The 24150-nt window shown below is 35.9% G+C and carries 7 protein-coding genes; 4 read left to right on the forward strand and 3 right to left on the reverse strand.

All coding sequences use genetic code 11. The features are described 5' to 3' along the window. Positions 1–149 precede the first annotated feature (149 nt). Both AC3B5D_RS03945 and AC3B5D_RS03950 read right to left on the reverse strand, forming a co-directional pair. A complete protein-coding gene (locus AC3B5D_RS03945) occupies positions 150–12428 on the reverse strand; it encodes a beta strand repeat-containing protein (RefSeq protein ID WP_489878291.1) in 12279 nt (4092 codons plus the stop codon). Next, complete coding sequence (locus AC3B5D_RS03950) at positions 12421–12765, reverse strand: KxYKxGKxW signal peptide domain-containing protein (protein WP_489839398.1); 345 nt, start codon at positions 12763–12765, stop codon at positions 12421–12423. Before AC3B5D_RS03950 ends, AC3B5D_RS03945 begins: the two co-directional genes overlap by 8 nt. 773 nt (positions 12766–13538) lie before the next feature. Between AC3B5D_RS03950 and AC3B5D_RS03955 the strand changes: the two genes are divergently transcribed. Together AC3B5D_RS03955 and AC3B5D_RS03960 are read left to right on the forward strand one after the other, a co-directional pair. Then, positions 13539–13772, forward strand: coding sequence for a transposase (locus AC3B5D_RS03955; RefSeq protein WP_489839397.1), 234 nt, complete (start codon positions 13539–13541; stop codon positions 13770–13772). 303 nt (positions 13773–14075) lie between these two features. After that, positions 14076–14285, forward strand: coding sequence for a transposase (locus tag AC3B5D_RS03960; protein ID WP_489839396.1), 210 nt, complete (start codon positions 14076–14078; stop codon positions 14283–14285). 146 nt (positions 14286–14431) lie between these two features. On the opposite strand, the gene AC3B5D_RS03965 is transcribed toward AC3B5D_RS03960, so the two are convergent. Beyond that, complete coding sequence (locus AC3B5D_RS03965) at positions 14432–19987, reverse strand: MucBP domain-containing protein (RefSeq protein WP_489839395.1); 5556 nt, start codon at positions 19985–19987, stop codon at positions 14432–14434. A 1956-nt stretch (positions 19988–21943) separates the two neighbouring features. Between AC3B5D_RS03965 and AC3B5D_RS03970 the strand changes: the two genes are divergently transcribed. Next, the gene (locus AC3B5D_RS03970) at positions 21944–22387 is read left to right on the forward strand and encodes a MarR family winged helix-turn-helix transcriptional regulator (protein WP_489839394.1); all 444 of its coding nucleotides are present in this window, start codon (positions 21944–21946) and stop codon (positions 22385–22387) included. Between the two features lie 22 nt (positions 22388–22409). After that, entirely contained in the window at positions 22410–23663 is a 1254-nt protein-coding gene (locus AC3B5D_RS03975) for an acyl-CoA thioesterase/bile acid-CoA:amino acid N-acyltransferase family protein (RefSeq protein ID WP_489839393.1), read from the forward strand. The last annotated feature ends 487 nt before the right edge of the window (positions 23664–24150 follow it).

A 24150-nucleotide genomic window follows, 5' to 3' on the forward strand; every position in this document is an offset into this window, starting at 1 on the left:
CCTTATAAATTTGTACACTTTAATTATAAAATTAAAGAAGCAGGAACAGATATCGTCATATCTGTTCCTGCTTCTAATGTTAATATGTTTGTCCAATAACCAAAAATCTGACAAAAAGTGTCAGATTTTCAATATACTGATTTTGCTAATTACTTTCTACTTTTCCCTAATATTCCTGCTAATGAAAGAATAAACATTAATCCAAATAATTCTAACAAAAAATTATTAAAATCTGTTTGAACATTAAATTCTACATTTGTGTTTGGTAAGTTTAATGATTTATTATTCTTGTTATTAATTTGATCATTAGTATCATTATTAGATGTTATTTCATTAATCGAATTATTACTATTTTCACTATTACTAGTAGTATTTTGTAATGGATTAATTTTACTAACTTTAGAATTTAAAAGGTTTAATACAGCATTAATACGGTCAATACCGTTATTCATATCTTGTACAACTTTTTCAATAGTAATATCATTTTTAATGATATTAAAAGAATTATCATATATACTATTAACAATATTGATCAAATTCGTTTGCTGATTAATATTTAACACAGAATGCTTAATTTTATTAATAACATTTGCCTTAGATCCGTTAAGTTTAGTAATAGCATCATTCTTGGCTGCTTGTAACTTTGCTGCATCACCTACTGTAGTAATATCAGTTTTTCCTGCATTCTCAGCAGTTGTCACATCAGCAACACTCGTTGCTTGATTAATGTTACTCTTCGCATTTGTTGCCGCTGTTTGAACTTGTTCTTTGTACGTATTCTTTTGCGCCGTCGTCAAACTTACGTTCTGATCAATCGCATCCGTTGCAGTTGTTACTGCGGCATCAATGGCATTCAAAGCATCATTCTTGGCTGCTTGTAACTTTGCTGCATCACTTACTGTAGTAATATCAGCTTTACCTGCATTCTCAGCAATGGTTACATCATCTGGCGTTGTTGCATGTTCAATATTATCTTTAGCTGTATTAGCTGCCTCGGTCACTTCAGCTGCTAAATCATGCTTCTCTTGCTCTGTTAGACTACCGTTATTATTAATCTCGTTAATTACGGCTTCAGCTGCTGCCTCAATATCATTTTTTGCCGTGTCTTGTGCACCATGTAGCGCATTACTCTCGTCAGTTACTGTTCCTGAAATACTGCTAATAGCGTTAACACCATCCGTTGTGTCTTGATTAACCTGCACAATGGTTGTGTCATTTTTAACCTTATTGGCCGCCGTCTCATAAGCAGTATTAACTTCGTTAATCAACTCATTTTGACGATCCGTACTCAAACCTGAGTCCTTAATTTGATCAATAGTACTTGTTTTGGCATTATCTAGCTTGGCAATACCATCATTCTTGGCTGCTTGCAACTTCGCCGCATTACTTACTGTAGTAATATCTACTTGACCCGTATTCTCAGCAGTTGTCACATCAGTAATACTCGTTGCTTGATTAATGTTACTCTTCGCATTTGTTGCCGCTGTTTGAACTTGTTCTTTGTACGTATCCTTTTGCGCTGTCGTCAAACTTGCGTTCTGATCAATCGCATCCGTTGCAATTGTTACTGCGGCATCAATGGCATTCAAAGCATCATTCTTGGCTGCTTGCAACTTCGCCGCATTACTTACTGTAGTAATATCTACTTGACCCGTATTCTCAGCAGTTGTCACATCAGTAATACTCGTTGCTTGATTAATGTTACTCTTCGCATTTGTTGCCGCTGTTTGAACTTGTTCTTTGTACGTATCCTTTTGTGCTGTCGTCAAACTTGCGTTCTGATCAATCGCATCCGTTGCAGTTGTTACTGCGGCATCAATGGCATTCAAAGCATCATTCTTGGCTGCTTGTAACTTTGCTGCATCACTTACTGTAGTAATATCAGCTTTACCTGCATTCTCAGCAATGGTTACATCATCTGGCGTTGTTGCATGTTCAATATTATCTTTAGCTGTATTAGCTGCCTCGGTCACTTCAGCTGCTAAATCATGCTTCTCTTGCTCTGTTAGACTACCGTTATTATTAATCTCGTTAATTACGGCTTCAGCTGCTGCCTCAATATCATTTTTTGCCGTGTCTTGTGCACCATGTAGCGCATTACTCTCGTCAGTTACTGTTCCTGAAATACTGCTAATAGCGTTAACACCATCCGTTGTGTCTTGATTAACCTGCACAATGGTTGTGTCATTTTTAACCTTATTGGCCGCCGTCTCATAAGCAGTATTAACTTCGTTAATCAACTCATTTTGACGATTCGTACTCAAACCTGAGTCCTTAATTTGATCAATAGTACTTGTTTTGGCATTATCTAGCTTGGCAATACCATCATTCTTGGCTGCTTGTAACTTTGCTGCATCACCTACTGTAGTAATATCAGTTTTACCTGCATTCTCAGCAGTTGTCACATCAGCAACACTCGTTGCTTGATTAATGTTACTCTTCGCATTTGTTGCCGCTGTTTGAACTTGTTCTTTGTACGTATTCTTTTGCGCCGTCGTCAAACTTACGTTCTGATCAATCGCATCCGTTGCAGTTGTTACTGCGGCATCAATGGCATTCAAAGCATCATTCTTGGCTGCTTGTAACTTTGCTGCATCACTTACTGTAGTAATATCAGCTTTACCTGCATTCTCAGCAATGGTTACATCATCTGGCGTTGTTGCATGTTCAATATTATCTTTAGCTGTATTAGCTGCCTCGGTCACTTCAGCTGCTAAATCATGCTTCTCTTGCTCTGTTAGACTACCGTTATTATTAATCTCGTTAATTACGGCTTCAGCTGCTGCCTCAATATCATTTTTTGCCGTGTCTTGTGCACCATGTAGCGCATTACTCTCGTCAGTTACTGTTCCTGAAATACTGCTAATAGCGTTAACACCATCCGTTGTGTCTTGATTAACCTGCACAATGGTTGTGTCATTTTTAACCTTATTGGCCGCCGTCTCATAAGCAGTATTAACTTCGTTAATCAACTCATTTTGACGATCCGTACTCAAACCTGAGTCCTTAATTTGATCAATAGTACTTGTTTTGGCATTATCTAGCTTGGCAATACCATCATTCTTGGCTGCTTGCAACTTCGCCGCATTACTTACTGTAGTAATATCTACTTGACCCGTATTCTCAGCAGTTGTCACATCAGTAATACTCGTTGCTTGATTAATGTTACTCTTCGCATTTGTTGCCGCTGTTTGAACTTGTTCTTTGTACGTATCCTTTTGCGCTGTCGTCAAACTTGCGTTCTGATCAATCGCATCCGTTGCAATTGTTACTGCGGCATCAATGGCATTCAAAGCATCATTCTTGGCTGCTTGCAACTTCGCCGCATTACTTACTGTAGTAATATCTACTTGACCCGTATTCTCAGCAGTTGTCACATCAGTAATACTCGTTGCTTGATTAATGTTACTCTTCGCATTTGTTGCCGCTGTTTGAACTTGTTCTTTGTACGTATCCTTTTGTGCTGTCGTCAAACTTGCGTTCTGATCAATCGCATCCGTTGCAGTTGTTACTGCGGCATCAATGGCATTCAAAGCATCATTCTTGGCTGCTTGTAACTTTGCTGCATCACTTACTGTAGTAATATCAGCTTTACCTGCATTCTCAGCAATGGTTACATCATCTGGCGTTGTTGCATGTTCAATATTATCTTTAGCTGTATTAGCTGCCTCGGTCACTTCAGCTGCTAAATCATGCTTCTCTTGCTCTGTTAGACTACCGTTATTATTAATCTCGTTAATTACGGCTTCAGCTGCTGCCTCAATATCATTTTTTGCCGTGTCTTGTGCACCATGTAGCGCATTACTCTCGTCAGTTACTGTTCCTGAAATACTGCTAATAGCGTTAACACCATCCGTTGTGTCTTGATTAACCTGCACAATGGTTGTGTCATTTTTAACCTTATTGGCCGCCGTCTCATAAGCAGTATTAACTTCGTTAATCAACTCATTTTGACGATTCGTACTCAAACCTGAGTCCTTAATTTGATCAATAGTACTTGTTTTGGCATTATCTAGCTTGGCAATACCATCATTCTTGGCTGCTTGTAACTTTGCTGCATCACCTACTGTAGTAATATCAGTTTTACCTGCATTCTCAGCAGTTGTCACATCAGCAACACTCGTTGCTTGATTAATGTTACTCTTCGCATTTGTTGCCGCTGTTTGAACTTGTTCTTTGTACGTATTCTTTTGCGCCGTCGTCAAACTTACGTTCTGATCAATCGCATCCGTTGCAGTTGTTACTGCGGCATCAATGGCATTCAAAGCATCATTCTTGGCTGCTTGTAACTTTGCTGCATCACTTACTGTAGTAATATCAGCTTTACCTGCATTCTCAGCAATGGTTACATCATCTGGCGTTGTTGCATGTTCAATATTATCTTTAGCTGTATTAGCTGCCTCGGTCACTTCAGCTGCTAAATCATGCTTCTCTTGCTCTGTTAGACTACCGTTATTATTAATCTCGTTAATTACGGCTTCAGCTGCTGCCTCAATATCATTTTTTGCCGTGTCTTGTGCACCATGTAGCGCATTACTCTCGTCAGTTACTGTTCCTGAAATACTGCTAATAGCGTTAACACCATCCGTTGTGTCTTGATTAACCTGCACAATGGTTGTGTCATTTTTAACCTTATTGGCCGCCGTCTCATAAGCAGTATTAACTTCGTTAATCAACTCATTTTGACGATCCGTACTCAAACCTGAGTCCTTAATTTGATCAATAGTACTTGTTTTGGCATTATCTAGCTTGGCAATACCATCATTCTTGGCTGCTTGCAACTTCGCCGCATTACTTACTGTAGTAATATCTACTTGACCCGTATTCTCAGCAGTTGTCACATCAGTAATACTCGTTGCTTGATTAATGTTACTCTTCGCATTTGTTGCCGCTGTTTGAACTTGTTCTTTGTACGTATCCTTTTGCGCTGTCGTCAAACTTGCGTTCTGATCAATCGCATCCGTTGCAATTGTTACTGCGGCATCAATGGCATTCAAAGCATCATTCTTGGCTGCTTGCAACTTCGCCGCATTACTTACTGTAGTAATATCTACTTGACCCGTATTCTCAGCAGTTGTCACATCAGTAATACTCGTTGCTTGATTAATGTTACTCTTCGCATTTGTTGCCGCTGTTTGAACTTGTTCTTTGTACGTATCCTTTTGTGCTGTCGTCAAACTTGCGTTCTGATCAATCGCATCCGTTGCAGTTGTTACTGCGGCATCAATGGCATTCAAAGCATCATTCTTGGCTGCTTGTAACTTTGCTGCATCACTTACTGTAGTAATATCAGCTTTACCTGCATTCTCAGCAATGGTTACATCATCTGGCGTTGTTGCATGTTCAATATTATCTTTAGCTGTATTAGCTGCCTCGGTCACTTCAGCTGCTAAATCATGCTTCTCTTGCTCTGTTAGACTACCGTTATTATTAATCTCGTTAATTACGGCTTCAGCTGCTGCCTCAATATCATTTTTTGCCGTGTCTTGTGCACCATGTAGCGCATTACTCTCGTCAGTTACTGTTCCTGAAATACTGCTAATAGCGTTAACACCATCCGTTGTGTCTTGATTAACCTGCACAATGGTTGTGTCATTTTTAACCTTATTGGCCGCCGTCTCATAAGCAGTATTAACTTCGTTAATCAACTCATTTTGACGATTCGTACTCAAACCTGAGTCCTTAATTTGATCAATAGTACTTGTTTTGGCATTATCTAGCTTGGCAATACCATCATTCTTGGCTGCTTGTAACTTTGCTGCATCACCTACTGTAGTAATATCAGTTTTACCTGCATTCTCAGCAGTTGTCACATCAGCAACACTCGTTGCTTGATTAATGTTACTCTTCGCATTTGTTGCCGCTGTTTGAACTTGTTCTTTGTACGTATTCTTTTGCGCCGTCGTCAAACTTACGTTCTGATCAATCGCATCCGTTGCAGTTGTTACTGCGGCATCAATGGCATTCAAAGCATCATTCTTGGCTGCTTGTAACTTTGCTGCATCACTTACTGTAGTAATATCAGCTTTACCTGCATTCTCAGCAATGGTTACATCATCTGGCGTTGTTGCATGTTCAATATTATCTTTAGCTGTATTAGCTGCCTCGGTCACTTCAGCTGCTAAATCATGCTTCTCTTGCTCTGTTAGACTACCGTTATTATTAATCTCGTTAATTACGGCTTCAGCTGCTGCCTCAATATCATTTTTTGCCGTGTCTTGTGCACCATGTAGCGCATTACTCTCGTCAGTTACTGTTCCTGAAATACTGCTAATAGCGTTAACACCATCCGTTGTGTCTTGATTAACCTGCACAATGGTTGTGTCATTTTTAACCTTATTGGCCGCCGTCTCATAAGCAGTATTAACTTCGTTAATCAACTCATTTTGACGATCCGTACTCAAACCTGAGTCCTTAATTTGATCAATAGTACTTGTTTTGGCATTATCTAGCTTGGCAATACCATCATTCTTGGCTGCTTGCAACTTCGCCGCATTACTTACTGTAGTAATATCTACTTGACCCGTATTCTCAGCAGTTGTCACATCAGTAATACTCGTTGCTTGATTAATGTTACTCTTCGCATTTGTTGCCGCTGTTTGAACTTGTTCTTTGTACGTATCCTTTTGCGCTGTCGTCAAACTTGCGTTCTGATCAATCGCATCCGTTGCAATTGTTACTGCGGCATCAATGGCATTCAAAGCATCATTCTTGGCTGCTTGCAACTTCGCCGCATTACTTACTGTAGTAATATCTACTTGACCCGTATTCTCAGCAGTTGTCACATCAGTAATACTCGTTGCTTGATTAATGTTACTCTTCGCATTTGTTGCCGCTGTTTGAACTTGTTCTTTGTACGTATCCTTTTGTGCTGTCGTCAAACTTGCGTTCTGATCAATCGCATCCGTTGCAGTTGTTACTGCGGCATCAATGGCATTCAAAGCATCATTCTTGGCTGCTTGTAACTTTGCTGCATCACTTACTGTAGTAATATCAGCTTTACCTGCATTCTCAGCAATGGTTACATCATCTGGCGTTGTTGCATGTTCAATATTATCTTTAGCTGTATTAGCTGCCTCGGTCACTTCAGCTGCTAAATCATGCTTCTCTTGCTCTGTTAGACTACCGTTATTATTAATCTCGTTAATTACGGCTTCAGCTGCTGCCTCAATATCATTTTTTGCCGTGTCTTGTGCACCATGTAGCGCATTACTCTCGTCAGTTACTGTTCCTGAAATACTGCTAATAGCGTTAACACCATCCGTTGTGTCTTGATTAACCTGCACAATGGTTGTGTCATTTTTAACCTTATTGGCCGCCGTCTCATAAGCAGTATTAACTTCGTTAATCAACTCATTTTGACGATTCGTACTCAAACCTGAGTCCTTAATTTGATCAATAGTACTTGTTTTGGCATTATCTAGCTTGGCAATACCATCATTCTTGGCTGCTTGTAACTTTGCTGCATCACCTACTGTAGTAATATCAGTTTTACCTGCATTCTCAGCAGTTGTCACATCAGCAACACTCGTTGCTTGATTAATGTTACTCTTCGCATTTGTTGCCGCTGTTTGAACTTGTTCTTTGTACGTATTCTTTTGCGCCGTCGTCAAACTTACGTTCTGATCAATCGCATCCGTTGCAGTTGTTACTGCGGCATCAATGGCATTCAAAGCATCATTCTTGGCTGCTTGTAACTTTGCTGCATCACTTACTGTAGTAATATCAGCTTTACCTGCATTCTCAGCAATGGTTACATCATCTGGCGTTGTTGCATGTTCAATATTATCTTTAGCTGTATTAGCTGCCTCGGTCACTTCAGCTGCTAAATCATGCTTCTCTTGCTCTGTTAGACTACCGTTATTATTAATCTCGTTAATTACGGCTTCAGCTGCTGCCTCAATATCATTTTTTGCCGTGTCTTGTGCACCATGTAGCGCATTACTCTCGTCAGTTACTGTTCCTGAAATACTGCTAATAGCGTTAACACCATCCGTTGTGTCTTGATTAACCTGCACAATGGTTGTGTCATTTTTAACCTTATTGGCCGCCGTCTCATAAGCAGTATTAACTTCGTTAATCAACTCATTTTGACGATCCGTACTCAAACCTGAGTCCTTAATTTGATCAATAGTACTTGTTTTGGCATTATCTAGCTTGGCAATACCATCATTCTTGGCTGCTTGCAACTTCGCCGCATTACTTACTGTAGTAATATCTACTTGACCCGTATTCTCAGCAGTTGTCACATCAGTAATACTCGTTGCTTGATTAATGTTACTCTTCGCATTTGTTGCCGCTGTTTGAACTTGTTCTTTGTACGTATCCTTTTGCGCTGTCGTCAAACTTGCGTTCTGATCAATCGCATCCGTTGCAATTGTTACTGCGGCATCAATGGCATTCAAAGCATCATTCTTGGCTGCTTGCAACTTCGCCGCATTACTTACTGTAGTAATATCTACTTGACCCGTATTCTCAGCAGTTGTCACATCAGTAATACTCGTTGCTTGATTAATGTTACTCTTCGCATTTGTTGCCGCTGTTTGAACTTGTTCTTTGTACGTATCCTTTTGTGCTGTCGTCAAACTTGCGTTCTGATCAATCGCATCCGTTGCAGTTGTTACTGCGGCATCAATGGCATTCAAAGCATCATTCTTGGCTGCTTGTAACTTTGCTGCATCACTTACTGTAGTAATATCAGCTTTACCTGCATTCTCAGCAATGGTTACATCATCTGGCGTTGTTGCATGTTCAATATTATCTTTAGCTGTATTAGCTGCCTCGGTCACTTCAGCTGCTAAATCATGCTTCTCTTGCTCTGTTAGACTACCGTTATTATTAATCTCGTTAATTACGGCTTCAGCTGCTGCCTCAATATCATTTTTTGCCGTGTCTTGTGCACCATGTAGCGCATTACTCTCGTCAGTTACTGTTCCTGAAATACTGCTAATAGCGTTAACACCATCCGTTGTGTCTTGATTAACCTGCACAATGGTTGTGTCATTTTTAACCTTATTGGCCGCCGTCTCATAAGCAGTATTAACTTCGTTAATCAACTCATTTTGACGATTCGTACTCAAACCTGAGTCCTTAATTTGATCAATAGTACTTGTTTTGGCATTATCTAGCTTGGCAATACCATCATTCTTGGCTGCTTGTAACTTTGCTGCATCACCTACTGTAGTAATATCAGTTTTACCTGCATTCTCAGCAATTGTCACATCAGCAACACTCGTTGCTTGATTAATGTTACTCTTCGCATTTGTTGACGCTGTTTGAACTTGTTCTTTGTACGTATTCTTTTGCGCCGTCGTCAAACTTACGTTCTGATCAATCGCATCCGTTACAGTTGTTACTGCGGCATCAATGGCATTCAAAGCATCATTCTTGGCTGCTTGTAACTTTGCTGCATCACTTACTGTAGTAATATCAGCTTTACCTGCATTCTCAGCAGTTGTCACATCAGCAACACTCGTTGCTTGATTAATGTTACTCTTCGCATTTGTTGCCGCTGTTTGAACTTGTTCTTTGTACGTATCCTTTTGTGCTGTCGTCAAACTTGCGTTCTGATCAATCGCATCCGTTGCAGTTGTTACTGCGGCATCAATGGCATTCAAAGCATCATTCTTGGCTGCTTGTAACTTTGCTGCATCACTTACTGTAGTAATATCAGCTTTACCTGCATTCTCAGCAATGGTTACATCATCTGGCGTTGTTGCATGTTCAATATTATCTTTAGCTGTATTAGCTGCCTCGGTCACTTCAGCTGCTAAATCATGCTTCTCTTGCTCTGTTAGACTACCGTTATTATTAATCTCGTTAATTACGGCTTCAGCTGCTGCCTCAATATCATTTTTTGCCGTGTCTTGTGCACCATGTAGCGCATTACTCTCGTCAGTTACTGTTCCTGAAATACTGCTAATAGCGTTAACACCATCCGTTGTGTCTTGATTAACCTGCACAATGGTTGTGTCATTTTTAACCTTATTGGCCGCCGTCTCATAAGCAGTATTAACTTCGTTAATCAACTCATTTTGACGATCCGTACTCAAACCTGAGTCCTTAATTTGATCAATAGTACTTGTTTTGGCATTATCTAGCTTGGCAATACCATCATTCTTGGCTGCTTGTAACTTTGCTGCATCTTTAATGCTATTAAATTTAGTTTCACCATCTTGTTCAGCACTCAATGCAAAGTCATTACTTGTTGCCTTTCCAATTTCTACACTAGCATTAGTAAATGTTTCATTTATTTGATTCTCATAATCCGTTATTTGAGTACTATTTAAACCATCAATATTCTTAATATCATTAACTATATCTGTAGCCGCTATCTGCAATAATTTCATTGCATTATCTTGATTATCCGAAAGCGTAACAATATTATTTACATTATCTAAAAAGTTATTATAGATATCATTATTAGATGTATTTTGTGAAACATCATCCTTAAGCTCATTAATTATCGTATTATAACTAGTATTAATTTTGCTAATTAATGACGTCTTTTGATCAGATGTTAAATGAGTTAATTGATTGATATGATTCTTAGCATCATTTGCTGCTGTAGTGATTTTATCTTTATATTGTTGCGCCGTTAAAATACCTAAATCTCCTGAAACAACATCACTATTGACGAAGTTGAATGTTGCGTATAGATCAATCGTTGTACCAGGTATTAGTGTATTAATAACATCATTTGGAATTTCGAATGTAAATTTATAGCCTTTACCATTTGGATCTTTTATCATTGATGCTTGTGCAGCATAAAAAACCGTACTATCAATACCATTTTCTCGCCAATATGGACTATTCAATTTTTGACCAGCAAATTCAGTACCATTAATTGCAGCATGAATATATGCACCCGGTATATCCGTATAACCACTAACTTCTAGATATTTACCGTTTTCTTTAGTAACAGTAACTTGATCATTAACAATATTCACTTGGTCATTAGCTTCTACAAATTCCAATGTTGTGTCACTTGCATCACTACCCATTTGATTTAATAATGAAATTAAAGTATTCTCATCAGTCTGTGTTAGACCAATAATGTTTTTACTATCAGCATCTGTAACTGAAAGTTTACCATTACTTACAGTAAAACTAATTTTTTTAAAGGGACCAGTAGTCGTCTTATCCGTCTTTAAACGTACTTCAGATAAGCTAAAGCTTCCATTCTTAAACCATTGTGCTTTCGAATTTTTACCTAAGTGTAACAAAAAATCTTTAGGATTTTCAATTGAAACATTACCACCTATATCCAGTAAAATAATGTTACCTGTACCACTAGTTGCATCATCTAATATAATTTTAAAAGTATTACCCAACAATTTAGCATTTCCGGATATTTGAACTAATGTACCTGAAAATGTCCCCATATCATGACCATTAACTGTGAACGATGAGCCATAATTAGTGTTTAATTGTCCATTAATATAAACAGCTGTATTTGATGATTGTCCACTGCCACCATAACTGCTAATATTTCCCGTTACATTGATATTAACAGCACCACCTTCATGAATGTTTACGACAGTATTTTTATCTGTGATACTAATTGCAGCAACACCTTGGGATGAATTTTCACCTGCGTTAATGTTCAAAATACCACCATTTTCAACACTTAAGACACCACTACCTGACATATAGATTCCATTAACCTTATTACCCCATTCAGCGGAACCATTATTTCCGGTCCCATTATCGTGCGGTATTAAAGTAACGACTGCCCCTTTTTTAACCGTAATACCACTATTATTTCCCGTCATACGAATAACATTATCTTTAAAGGTCGATCCTTCAAAAACCGACCCTTCATCGAAAATAGTATAATCATTTGTACCAGTAAATTCCAAGGCTTGTTGTGAATTACCGACCTTTACGGTTGATCCATCAACTGGACTCACATAAGAGTTAACTGTCTTAATCGTATTTTTACCTTGAAAAATGACAGTTGTATTGTTACCAGCATAAACTAGTTGTGCCCCTGTATAACTTGTATTTTTGAATGTAATATTTGATTGTTTAGAAGCTAAAGCACTCGTATTAATAACACCATAATAAACCGTTCCATATAGATCAATATTTTCATAAGTTAAATTAAGCTGTCCTGTTGGATAGGCCCCTCTAAAATCAAGAGCATAACGTCCATCATCATTTGAACGAATTAACAGATTATTATTATCTCTAACAGCAATTGTTTGCGATCCACCACCTGTTGCAGTAATATTACGATCTATTATAATTTCATTAATATCTTTATTTTTTAATGCATTAACAAAATCCGTCCAATTTGAAACATGAATACTAGAAATAACTTGAGACTCAACTTTTGTATGTGGCACTGTGTTAACTTTTTGTATTTCAGTATCTGTAACAGATACTGAAATAGGTATCATACCACTATTCAAACTATCAGCCATTTGAGCTACTTGATGCACTACTATCGGTAACTGCTGTACTTGACGCACTACTATCGGTAACTGCTGTACTTGATGCACTACTATCGGTAACTGCTGTACTTGATGCACTACTATCGGTACTTGATGTACTACTATCTATAACTGCTATACTTGATGCACTATTGTTACTAGTAGCACCCGAAGATTCAAAATTAGTATTACTTGTTGTATCCGCATGTACACTATCAGCATTAAGTACTCCAGTTAACATAGCGGTGATTACGGATATACTAGCAAAAACCCAACGTTTGCCATCTTTATACATTTTGTAATGTGATTTTGAATTATTACTTCTCATAGTGAAATTATCTCCTCAAATTTATGTAACCAAATATAATTATGAACTATTAACTTGGAATTTGTCACTATAAAAATATAAAAAAAGTTTATTGTTTTTAAAAAGTATCTATTCTTAAATTAATTAAAATTATCTATAGAAAAATAATCAAATCAACCAGTTACTTATTTAATATGTTCAAGTCTTTAGAGATTTTTGCTTTACACTATTTGGTACTGAAAGCAGACCGGTTGGAACTAGTTTGCCAAACAAAATTTCTCTAGAAAGGGCTTCTAACATGGATAGGTATATCAAAATTTACTTGGAATTAAAGACACATATTAAATTAGCTGATCAAGCCCCGAAAGTGATGATCGCTGTCTTAAAAATGACATTCGACAACAAATTTGGCATCTAAAATTATCTTATGATAATTACCGTCCTAACTAAGCTTGTACAACATATTGCTTCACATGTTACTAATATATTTAATCAGCTAGCGATTCGCAAACAAAAATGCATCTGCTTACAATGTCATCGGACAGCACTAGCTGAATTTTCTAATATTAAACCCGGTGATCATTTCATGACGCATGTTAAACAAACAGTCGCCATGTCATTAAGTGAAAATATCATTCAGAAACGTCCAAGCCTGTAACATTTCGCCATACACTGTGATACGACAAGCACAAGGCCTCTTTACTTATAACAAAACAAGTTTTCATTATCTACCTCACCATATTGCTTTTGCTGATTTTAAGTCTGGCAACTTTGCGAAAAATAGTGGTATGAGCATGATTTTAATGGACAGTGCCACCCACTGCGTATTAGATATCATGCGTGAACGTGGCGATCATAGTACTAGCCATTACTTTGAGCAATGTTCAGCAGCAGCGCGTGCTACTGTTAAAACCATTATCGTTGATTTATTTAGTTCTTACCGCAATATAATTCATGACTTGTTTCCACATTACCAAATCATCGCAGATAGATTTGATATTGTTACAGAAGTTTACCTTGCACTATAACTATACATTCCGTATCCAAACAATGAAAACTATAATGCCGAATCACGAGCCTCTCGGCAATTAAAATGCTGTTGAAAACTACTTTTGAAAGACGAAACAAACTTTTAAACGACACCATTTTTCGAAAATGTCGAAACTACCGTTATGCCTATTTAACCGATCAAGAGGTCATCGATCGATTATTAACCTTATGATTTTTATCAAGACATCCTTTACGCCGTAAGATACAAAGATTTTGAACAACTGCAAATAGCTGTTACAACAAGTACGCAAGAACCTCGTTGCTAACATCTGCCTGAAACCATGAAAAAGGTCCAATGGACCATGCATAAGAACCTACCGAAAATTAAAAACAGTTTTATTTACCAGTTCTCAAACGTTCCTGTTAAAGGGACTAATAACAAAATTAAAGCCATTAAACGGACTACCTATGGTTTTCAAAACTTTAAAATGTTTCATTTGCGCATATTAATTGCTTTTAAAGATAGTTTTTATTCGCAAAGCTACAGATAAAAAGCAACCAAATTTATAAAAAAATCAGTTGCTTTTTGTTTAAGCCATTCAATTAAATAATTCTGACATCCGCACTAATTCACGAACAATTTTTGCAAACTCAACTAAATGATATACTAGCATCACACTAAACCTTCCTTCAAGGTTTAGTTTTTATTTTTTCTCTTCTTTTTATTGAATATCCCAAAACCACCTAATAAAATACTTAATATAGCAAATAAACTAGATACTATAACATTTTCCTTATTGCTTTGATTATTATTTACATTTGTTTGAGGTAACACCACTTTCTTATTATTGCTATCTGAGTATTGAAGTTGTTTATTTACCCTATGACCTAATGAATTTTGAACGACATCTTTTTGATTTTGATTAGTATTTATATTAATTCCACTACTAGTAGTATAATTACTAGTCATATTCATGCCATTACTATGGTGATTACTATCACTTTCTTGTATTTCTTTATAAACATAAACTATATCAATATCACCACTACTAAATAATCCATCAGAATTATTAGGCACATGAATTAAAACATAACCTGTAATTTGCTTACCTTGAGTAGTGTACCTAGTTCCTATTTTACCAGTTAAGGTATCACTTGTTGCAATTACATTACCATGTTGATCAACATAATGAATAATTATCTGACCATTTACAGCCCTGTTTAACACATACTTAATCGTGGTATCCTTCGTTGGATCCGTTGGTGTTATGACCGTTCCTGGCGCTAACTCATGGCCATCACTATCAACTGCCGTATAACCTGGTACTGCTGGCACTGTGACTGTCCCTACCTGGGTTGGATCACTATCATCATTTGGATAAGTGACTGGCGTTTGCGCAGGGAAGTTAGGATCATCTGATGTTGCTACTAAGGCTCCAACTGGGGCATACGTATACGTTACATCTGTCTGATCTGTTGTCACTGTTCCTGTACTATTGGCAGGTGTCTCGACTAAGACATAACCATTGATAACTGGGGCTGTTGTCGTATAGTCGTCACCTTGATTGTTTGTCATTGTTGTACTTGGTGCTAACTCATTACCTGCAGCATCAACATAATGCGTTACCACTTGTCCTGTCTTAGTAACTGGTACGTAATTAATCGTGGTATCCTTCGTTGGATTCGTTGGTGTTATGACCGTTCCTGGCGCTAACTCATGGCCATCACTATCAACTGCCGTATAACCTGGTACTGCTGGCACTGTGACTGTTCCTACCTGGGTTGGATCACTATCATCATTTGGATAAGTGACTGGCGTTTGCGCAGGGAAATTAGGATCATCTGATGTTGCTACTAAGGCTCCAACTGGGGCATACGTATACGTTACATCTGTCTGATCTGTTGTCACTGTTCCTGTACTATTGGCAGGTGTCTCGACTAAGACATAACCATTGATAACTGGGGCTGTTGTCGTATAGTCGTCACCTTGATTGTTTGTCATTGTTGTACTTGGTGCTAACTCATTACCTGCAGCATCAACATAATGCGTTACCACTTGTCCTGTCTTAGTAACTGGTACGTAATTAATCGTGGTATCCTTCGTTGGATCCGTTGGTGTTATGACCGTTCCTGGCGCTAACTCATGGCCATCACTATCAACTGCCGTATAACCTGGTACTGCTGGCACTGTGACTGTTCCTACCTGGGTTGGATCACTATCATCATTTGGATAAGTGACTGGCGTTTGCGCAGGAAAGTTAGGATCATCTGATGTTGCTACTAAAGCTCCAACTGGGGCATACGTATACGTCACATCTGTCTGACCTGTTGTCACTGTTCCCGTACTATTGGCAGGTGTCTCAACTAAGACATAACCATTGATAACTGGGGCTGTTGTCGTATAGTCGTCACCCAAAACGCCATTAGTCGTCGTACTATTTTCAATTTCACTGCCATTTTCATCAACATAATGCGTCACCACAGTACCATCTGCTTTAACATAAGTTAATGGTGTATCCTCACCTGGATTATCAATCGATACTACGGTACCTGGCGCTACTACGGTACCACTATGATCAATAGCAATGTAACCTGGTACATCCGGTACGGTCACTGACAACACCTTACTTGGATCATTTGGGTCATTTTCGTACGTCATGTCACCCGGATTTGGAAAATCAGGATCTGTTGAACTAATGATTACATGGCCAACTGGTTCATAAATATAGTTAACATCAACATTGCCATTTTCAAACTTACCAGTACTGTTTGCAGGTATTGCTTTTAACACATAACCATTAATAACTTTAGCATCACTAGTGTATTCATCACCAGTTCCTCCTGTTGTCATATCTGAATCAGACAATTCATTACCATTTTCATCAACATAATGAACTGTCATTGTACCAGTATCACGTTGATAAATAATTGGTGTATTAACAGCTGCATCAGCTGGCGTAATAACCGTCCCTGGTGCTAATTTACTGCCATCGACATCATAAGCTGTGTAACCTGGTACTTCTGGTACCGTAACTGTACCAACCTGAGTTGGATCATTATCATCATTTGGATAAACAACATTATCTATATTTGGAAAATTAGGATCCGTTGAACTAGGCACCAATGCACCAACGGGCTCGTATACATATGTCACATCTGTTTCATCATTAGTAATTGATCCTGTGGCATTTTCAGGAACAGAATCTAAGACATAACCATTAATAACTTTAGAATCAGATTGATAATTGTCACCAGTATTCCCTTCAATAATGACAGAATTGTCAATACTATTGCCTGCTTTGTCTACGTAATGAACAGTCACTTTACCTGTATCTCGCACATAATGTATGTTCGTATTTTCACCACGATTTGCTGGTGTAATGACAGTACCTGGATCTAATTTATTACCATCAACACCATACGCTGTGTAACCTGGTACTTCTGGTATCGTGACTGTGCCAACTTTTGTTGGATCACTAGCATCATTAGGATATGGTACTGCGTCAACCCCTGGGAAATCAGGATCATCTGATGTGGCAACTAATGAACCAACAAGTGCATACTTATAGGTGACCGTTGTCCCCGCCTTATCAATAACACCAGTTGCATTTCCCGGCTGAGCCGTTAAATAATAGCCATTAATAACCGGAGATTGTGTTTCATAATTATCACCCGTATTTCCATTAATAATGGTTTGATCTTTTAATGAATTATCATCTTGATCGACATAGTTAACCGTGACTGTACCAGTATCACGTCGATAAATTATATTTGTATTTTCACCCGGATTAGTTGGTGTAATAACCGTTCCCGGTAGCATTTCATTACCATCAGCATCAAATGCTGTATAACCTGGTACTTCTGGCAACGTCACTGAACCGACAGTCGTAGCATCATTGGGATTATTTGGATAAGTAATTGTCCCTGCATTAGGAAAATCATCATCAGGTGAACTAATGACAACTTGACCAATTGGTTCATAAGTAACCACTTGGTTAGAGTCTTGACTATCCTCTGTCAAATCATTAACCGCATCAATCTTACTAGTATCCGCATAATAACCATCTACTACAGGAGATGATACTTCATCAAAAGAAGTATCATCATTAACTGCTTGCCAATCTCCTGTTGATAATATTTCTCCCGTAACTTTATCAACAACAACATCACGATTAAACGTCACAGCATCTTTAGCAGCAGGTGCTGCCGTCGTCCCATCAGCAAATTGATAGTTAATTGTCTGTGAAACATTATGAGATACAGAATTAAAATCCGTCCCAGAAGGATAAACTGGACTATTAGGATCATCCGTATTAATTGGACTACCAGGGACTACCGGATTAGCTGCATTAATTGTCACTTGTCCGTGAACTAAAGTAATATTAAATTCCTGATCCACCAATTCATCATTATCATAGACCAAGCCTGGTGTTAACTCATTATTTTGTAACTCATATCCTTGATTTAGATAACCATTTATTTTTTCACTTGCATCATAATCAATTGACTCGCCAGGTAAACCATTAATTTCCTCAGTTTCAAGTTCTTGACCTGTCGTACCATCTATAAAATGAATGAGTGCATTTTCACTACCATAATAATCAAAACTAGTTATTTTAAATAGATGTAAATTTTTTGCCCAACCAGTTGAAGCGGACATCATAAAAGCAGCTAAATTATTATCATAATTATCAATATCAATTGTTTTACGCCATGTTAAAACACCACTACTAGTATCATAGGTTACAATTAATTCATGTGTTGTACCGTCATAATTTATTGTAAAATCATGATATTGTCCATCAACAGCATCATTACCAATGACTTGATATCCATCTTCACCTTCATTTTGGGCTGTTTCTGGCCACCATACTTCAGGATAAGCATCATTATCGTTTGGATGCTTATATGTTGTCGTAACAAAGCCACCAAATGGTTCACCATTCGTATTAGGATCTGCTGATGTTCCAAATTGATCTGAAGCAGAGGTAGCATCAGGATTAGGATTTGCAGCATCATTATGCCAAGTGTCTAATTTAAACCCAACTGCATGTTCTAGATTTCCCATACCATTACTACCACCAGATACACCAATATCTGAGGTATTACCATTATGAAATGCCATACCGATCCCATCAGCACCATTAGAATCATCACCCAAATTAATTTGCCCAACCAACTGGAAACTTTGGTTTAAATCAATTTTATTCTTTAATGTGAAATTTCCAACCTTATCATTTTCATCTGGTACAAGAGTAACAACACCCGTTTCCGCATCATAGGTGGCATCCCCATCTAAATCAAAATAATCCAAAAAATTTTCTTTAGTCACATGTGTTATCTCATTAGCCTTTAGGCCTACTCTTTTCAAAAAAGTTTGATAAGAAACTGAAACCGTGCTATTTTTTGAAACATGTTGCTTTTTTATTTCTGCTTTTTTAGCTTGTCGTTCAGTTTTTGTAACATTATTTGTTACATTAATAGGCTCACTTGATTTTTGAATTTGGTTGTTCTCATTTACAATATTTTTATCGCTGGTCTGTGAGGCTGATACTTCATTACTTTTACTTACTTCACTGCTACTAGCTTGTGAGGCTGATGCTTCATTACTTTTACTTACTTCACTGCTACTAGCTTGTGAAGCTGATACTTCATTACTTTTACTTACTTCACTGCTACTAGCTTGTGAGGCTGATACTTCATTACTTTTACTTACTTCACTGCTACTAGCTTGTGAAGCTGATACTTCATTACTTTTACTTACTTCACTGCTACTAGCTTGTGAGGCTGATACTTCATTACTTTTACTTACTTCACTGCTACTAGCTTGTGAGGCTGATACTTCATTACTTTTACTTACTTCACTGCTACTAGCTTGTGAGGCTGATGCTTCATTACTTTTACTTACTTCACTGCTACTAGCTTGTGAGGCTGATACTTCATTACTTTTACTTACTTCACTGCTACTAGCTTGTGAGGCTGATACTTCATTACTTTTACTTACTTCACTGCTACTAGCTTGTGAGGCTGATGCTTCATTACTTTTACTTACTTCACTGCTACTAGCTTGTGAGGCTGATACTTCATTACTTTTACTTACTTCTCCACTAGTTTGTATATCTGATACATTAGTATCAGCTTGAACTACACTATTCATTGCTACAATACCAGTTCCCATAGATACAGTCATAATAGTTCCAAATAACCAACGTTTACCAGCCTTATACATCTTATAATGTAATTTTGCATTCATTATCAAAACCCCCTATATTATTATAGTAATGTGCAATTTCTTAATTACACCTTAAATATAACACATTATTATTATTAAATAAAAAGCAAAGCTTGAAAAGTACATAACATCTCTAAAAATCAATGAACAATCACAAGTTAAAATTTTCCAAAGGCAATAACAAAGCAAAAAATTTTAACCTTTATAATGATATATACCGTAAAAAACTTACTGATCTTAAAGTCGCATATAAATAATTAAGGTATCACCCTAAAAACCTCAAAAAAATTAAAATGAAAATAGCTTTTTAATATGTTTTCAAAAGAAGTACAAATTGAAACTGTCACAAGGTATTTTGCCTTACAAAATACAAGAAAAATTTTGAACTAAAGGCATAAATACTATTCTTAATTTAAATTAAAAAACTTAGTAAGTATGATATAAAAGACGCTAGTCGAAGTAATAAAAATTAATAATATTCACTTAAAATAAAGGTAATTTAAAGGAAATTTGATGATATCTTGAGCAAATAGTTTCACCTCTAGTAACAACTAAAAATTTCATATGCTTAGCCTAGTTATTATTTGAAAATGATAAAAGTCCTGGAATTAGGACAACTGAAGCCTAATAAACAGAAACAAAAGAAAACTATGACTAAACAAGAAAAAAATTACAAAACGGTAGTAATAACTATGCTAAAACAATAATTAAAGTTAAAAATCCTTCAGGTGGCTGAAATTTCCAACAGTAGTTATCGTTGTGCCACCCAGAAACTACATAATCAAATCTTTAATACCAACCGTTAAAAATCATAAACATGGAAATGAACGACATTCTTTGTACTACGTTTAATCGAATAACTCGTAAATATAATTTAGACGTTAGCAAAAGTTGGTCACATTGTACAAATCCAAGTTAAACATTAATTTATAAGGGATCGTCCTTATCAGTAAGTACTTACAGATGTTACAGAAATTTGTTAGGGATCAGGTGCAATTTCTAGACGAGCATGTTATAAGGTATGTATTGATATAGTAACGAGATTATTATTTGAAATATTAATCTTTATTAAAACTGCCGATTCTGTTATAAAAACATTAAATGAACTATTGCATAATATACCAACGTTAAACTATCATTTAACAGTTCACTATAATTAGATATTTAAATATAAAAATCATTAATATATATTGCGTTTAGTTGGCAATTTCGTATTTAAAAGTATGATTAACAAATCGACTTATCTATGTGTACAGCTATGGCAGAAAGTTTCTCTCTTATCTTGACAGTAAGAGTCGTTCATAACAATTACTATCAAAGCTATGACAAGTTAAAAATTTTCGTCACTAATTATATCTAATCTATTACTACAACAATGAACAGAGCCAAATAAAATTGGTCGAAAAACAATTTAATACTAAAATTTTCCTAACCAATTAGACATTTAATCATCCCTTCAATTTTGACTTCAACCATATAATGTTTTTAATTACAATCTTAAATATACTTAATAAATAATCATTCATAATTCACTTTTCAACCTTCTTATTTATTTTAAATATATTTTCACAAAACACCGTTCCCACAAAATTATCATTCCACAAATTGATGATTAACATTATGATGCTGATACAAAATATCCTGTTTATTCTAATTTTCATTCCTTGAATTTACAATATAATTGGAACAATTCCCAAAAAATAATGATCCATGATTAATGCTTCTGAAAACATGTTGATTTTAACAAACACTTCATATAAAAATTAAAAGCCTTTCCTTTAGAATAATCATCCACATTCTCCGTTTAAATAGTCTCCATCATTGATGGTAATTATCCTAATTTATTTATCAATCTAATACAGGACTTATACAATGATTTTGAATGCTTAAATTATATTTTTAACACAATAATAATTAAGTCACTTAACTATTATGCTATACTGTTAAGTGACTTAATTATTGAAGGAAGATAACACAGTGTCTACGAATACTTTTTTTAATCATTTTAATCAATTTATGATTAAATATGATAATTTAAAAACTAACCAACACATTATTGATGGATTTAATACTGCGGAAATTCACACGATTGTTACGATTGGTAAAAATAAGAATATCAGTCTTAATAAATTAGCCACTAAAAGACAAATATCTAACAGTGCAGCATCACAATTAACTAGTAAATTGGAATCAAAGGGGATTATTAAAAAAATTCGACTAGAATCAAACATTAAAAAATCAGCATTAGTATTAACCCAAGAAGGAAATGAAATTTTTAAAAAACACCAAAAGCAACAACAATATTTAGAAAATAGATTACAAGAGATTCTATCTAAATTTTCTGATGAGGATCTTAACTTGATAATTAAACTAATGGATGAAGTTGAAAATGCTTGGGACTCTTTGCCTTGGAAAGATTAAAATATAAAGGATAGCAACTGATATGAAACATTTTAACATTCAAAAAAAAGCTTCAGCTATTGATGAGGTTATTGATATACAACTCGAAAATTTACCTCCTCTAACCAACGTAGAAATAGTAGTGCGTACAGTATCTCCATACTACTGTATTAATGCACCAAAAAAAATAAGTAAAAATAGTAAATGGAAATCAAGGAATACGTTTCGAAGTAATAGTAATGGATTAGTTAATTTAAATACTTTCCCTAGTTTATCTGGTACTTATACAGGTATTTACCCTATGGGGGTCTTAACTTTTTTAATTCCTTTTGAAAAAAAGCATCTCAATAATAAAGAAAAAAGTAATACAACACCTTTAAATGAATTTTGTATTTTTGAAATTACTGCATTAATTAATGATAAAATTATAGATCAGTGTCGTATTAAACGCTTTTTCATCAATAAAAAAATTAAACATAAACTATTAGAAAAAAATACATTTAAAGCTAGATTTTTCTACCCAGAAAATGAATCTAATCTACCTGTAATTTTAGTACTAAGTGGTAGTGAAGGTGGTATTGAAAAAGCGCAAGCAATAGCACAACTATTAGCTAATCACGGTTTTGCAACACTAGCAATTGGTTATTTTAGAATGGAAAATTTAACAAATAATTTAAGTCAGATTCCATTAGAAATAATTGAAGAATCCATATCATTTTTAAAATCTCAAAAAATAATCAATAACAGATATATTGGTATTTACGGTCGATCAAAAGGAGCAGAATTTGCTTTACTTGCAGCAAGCTATTTTAATGAAATTAAATGCGTTGTGGTTAATTCACCTTCAAATATAGTTTATGAAGGCATTAGTAGTAAAGGATTACCAACGCGAACGTCATCATGGTCGTATAAAGGTAAGCCTATTAGCTATTTTCCGTTCATATTTAAAAATTTTATTTTTGCTAAACTTACTCATAAAGAATTTCCTATGGTAAATGAAAATAGTCCTTACGAAATTCCTGTTGAACAAATCAATGGTAATATTCTATGCATTGCATCGTCAAAAGATGAAATTTGGAATGCATTACAAGCAAGCAAACGAATTCAAAAAAGATTAGCTCAACATAATTTTCAACATCAATTTAATTCACATTATGTTGAAAATGCAGGACACATGTTGACGGTTCCATTCCAACCTAATAACCGATACAAAGATACAGATAAAAAGCTGACTATGATTGATACTTATGAAACATGGAATAGTACTATTTCGTATTTTAAAAAGAACCTTAATTAGTTAATTTATATTAATAAACTAAACCCCTTAAGTTGACATAATTATAGCTAATCGTTAAACGCTACTGATAACAGAATTATATTAATTGAACAATCTAAATATTAAACAGATTAATTTTTATAAATTTAGCTGTTTTTGTGTATAATTTTGAAAGTAAAGCCTATCTTACGAAAGTAATTAATATGCGTAAACGAAATAGCTTAAAATCACGGAAACCTTTAATGGCTTTAATTTTGTTATTTGCTACCTCAATAGGACCGTCTTAGAACAGGTAAATAAAACTATTTTTAATTTCTGGTAGGTGCTTACACAAGGTCCATTGGGCCTTTCTCATGGTTTTTTCAGGTAGTTGGTATGAAAAAAAAGGATCGACAGAACTTACGTATCTATTGTGATAGTTGTTTGTAGTACTGTAAAATCTTTACGGTAAACATCGTATAGTATATCTTGCTAAAAGTTATAGGCTGCTCGCAGTTCTGGTGATAAA

The sequence above is a fragment of the Weissella sp. ESL1177 genome (assembly GCF_058107185.1).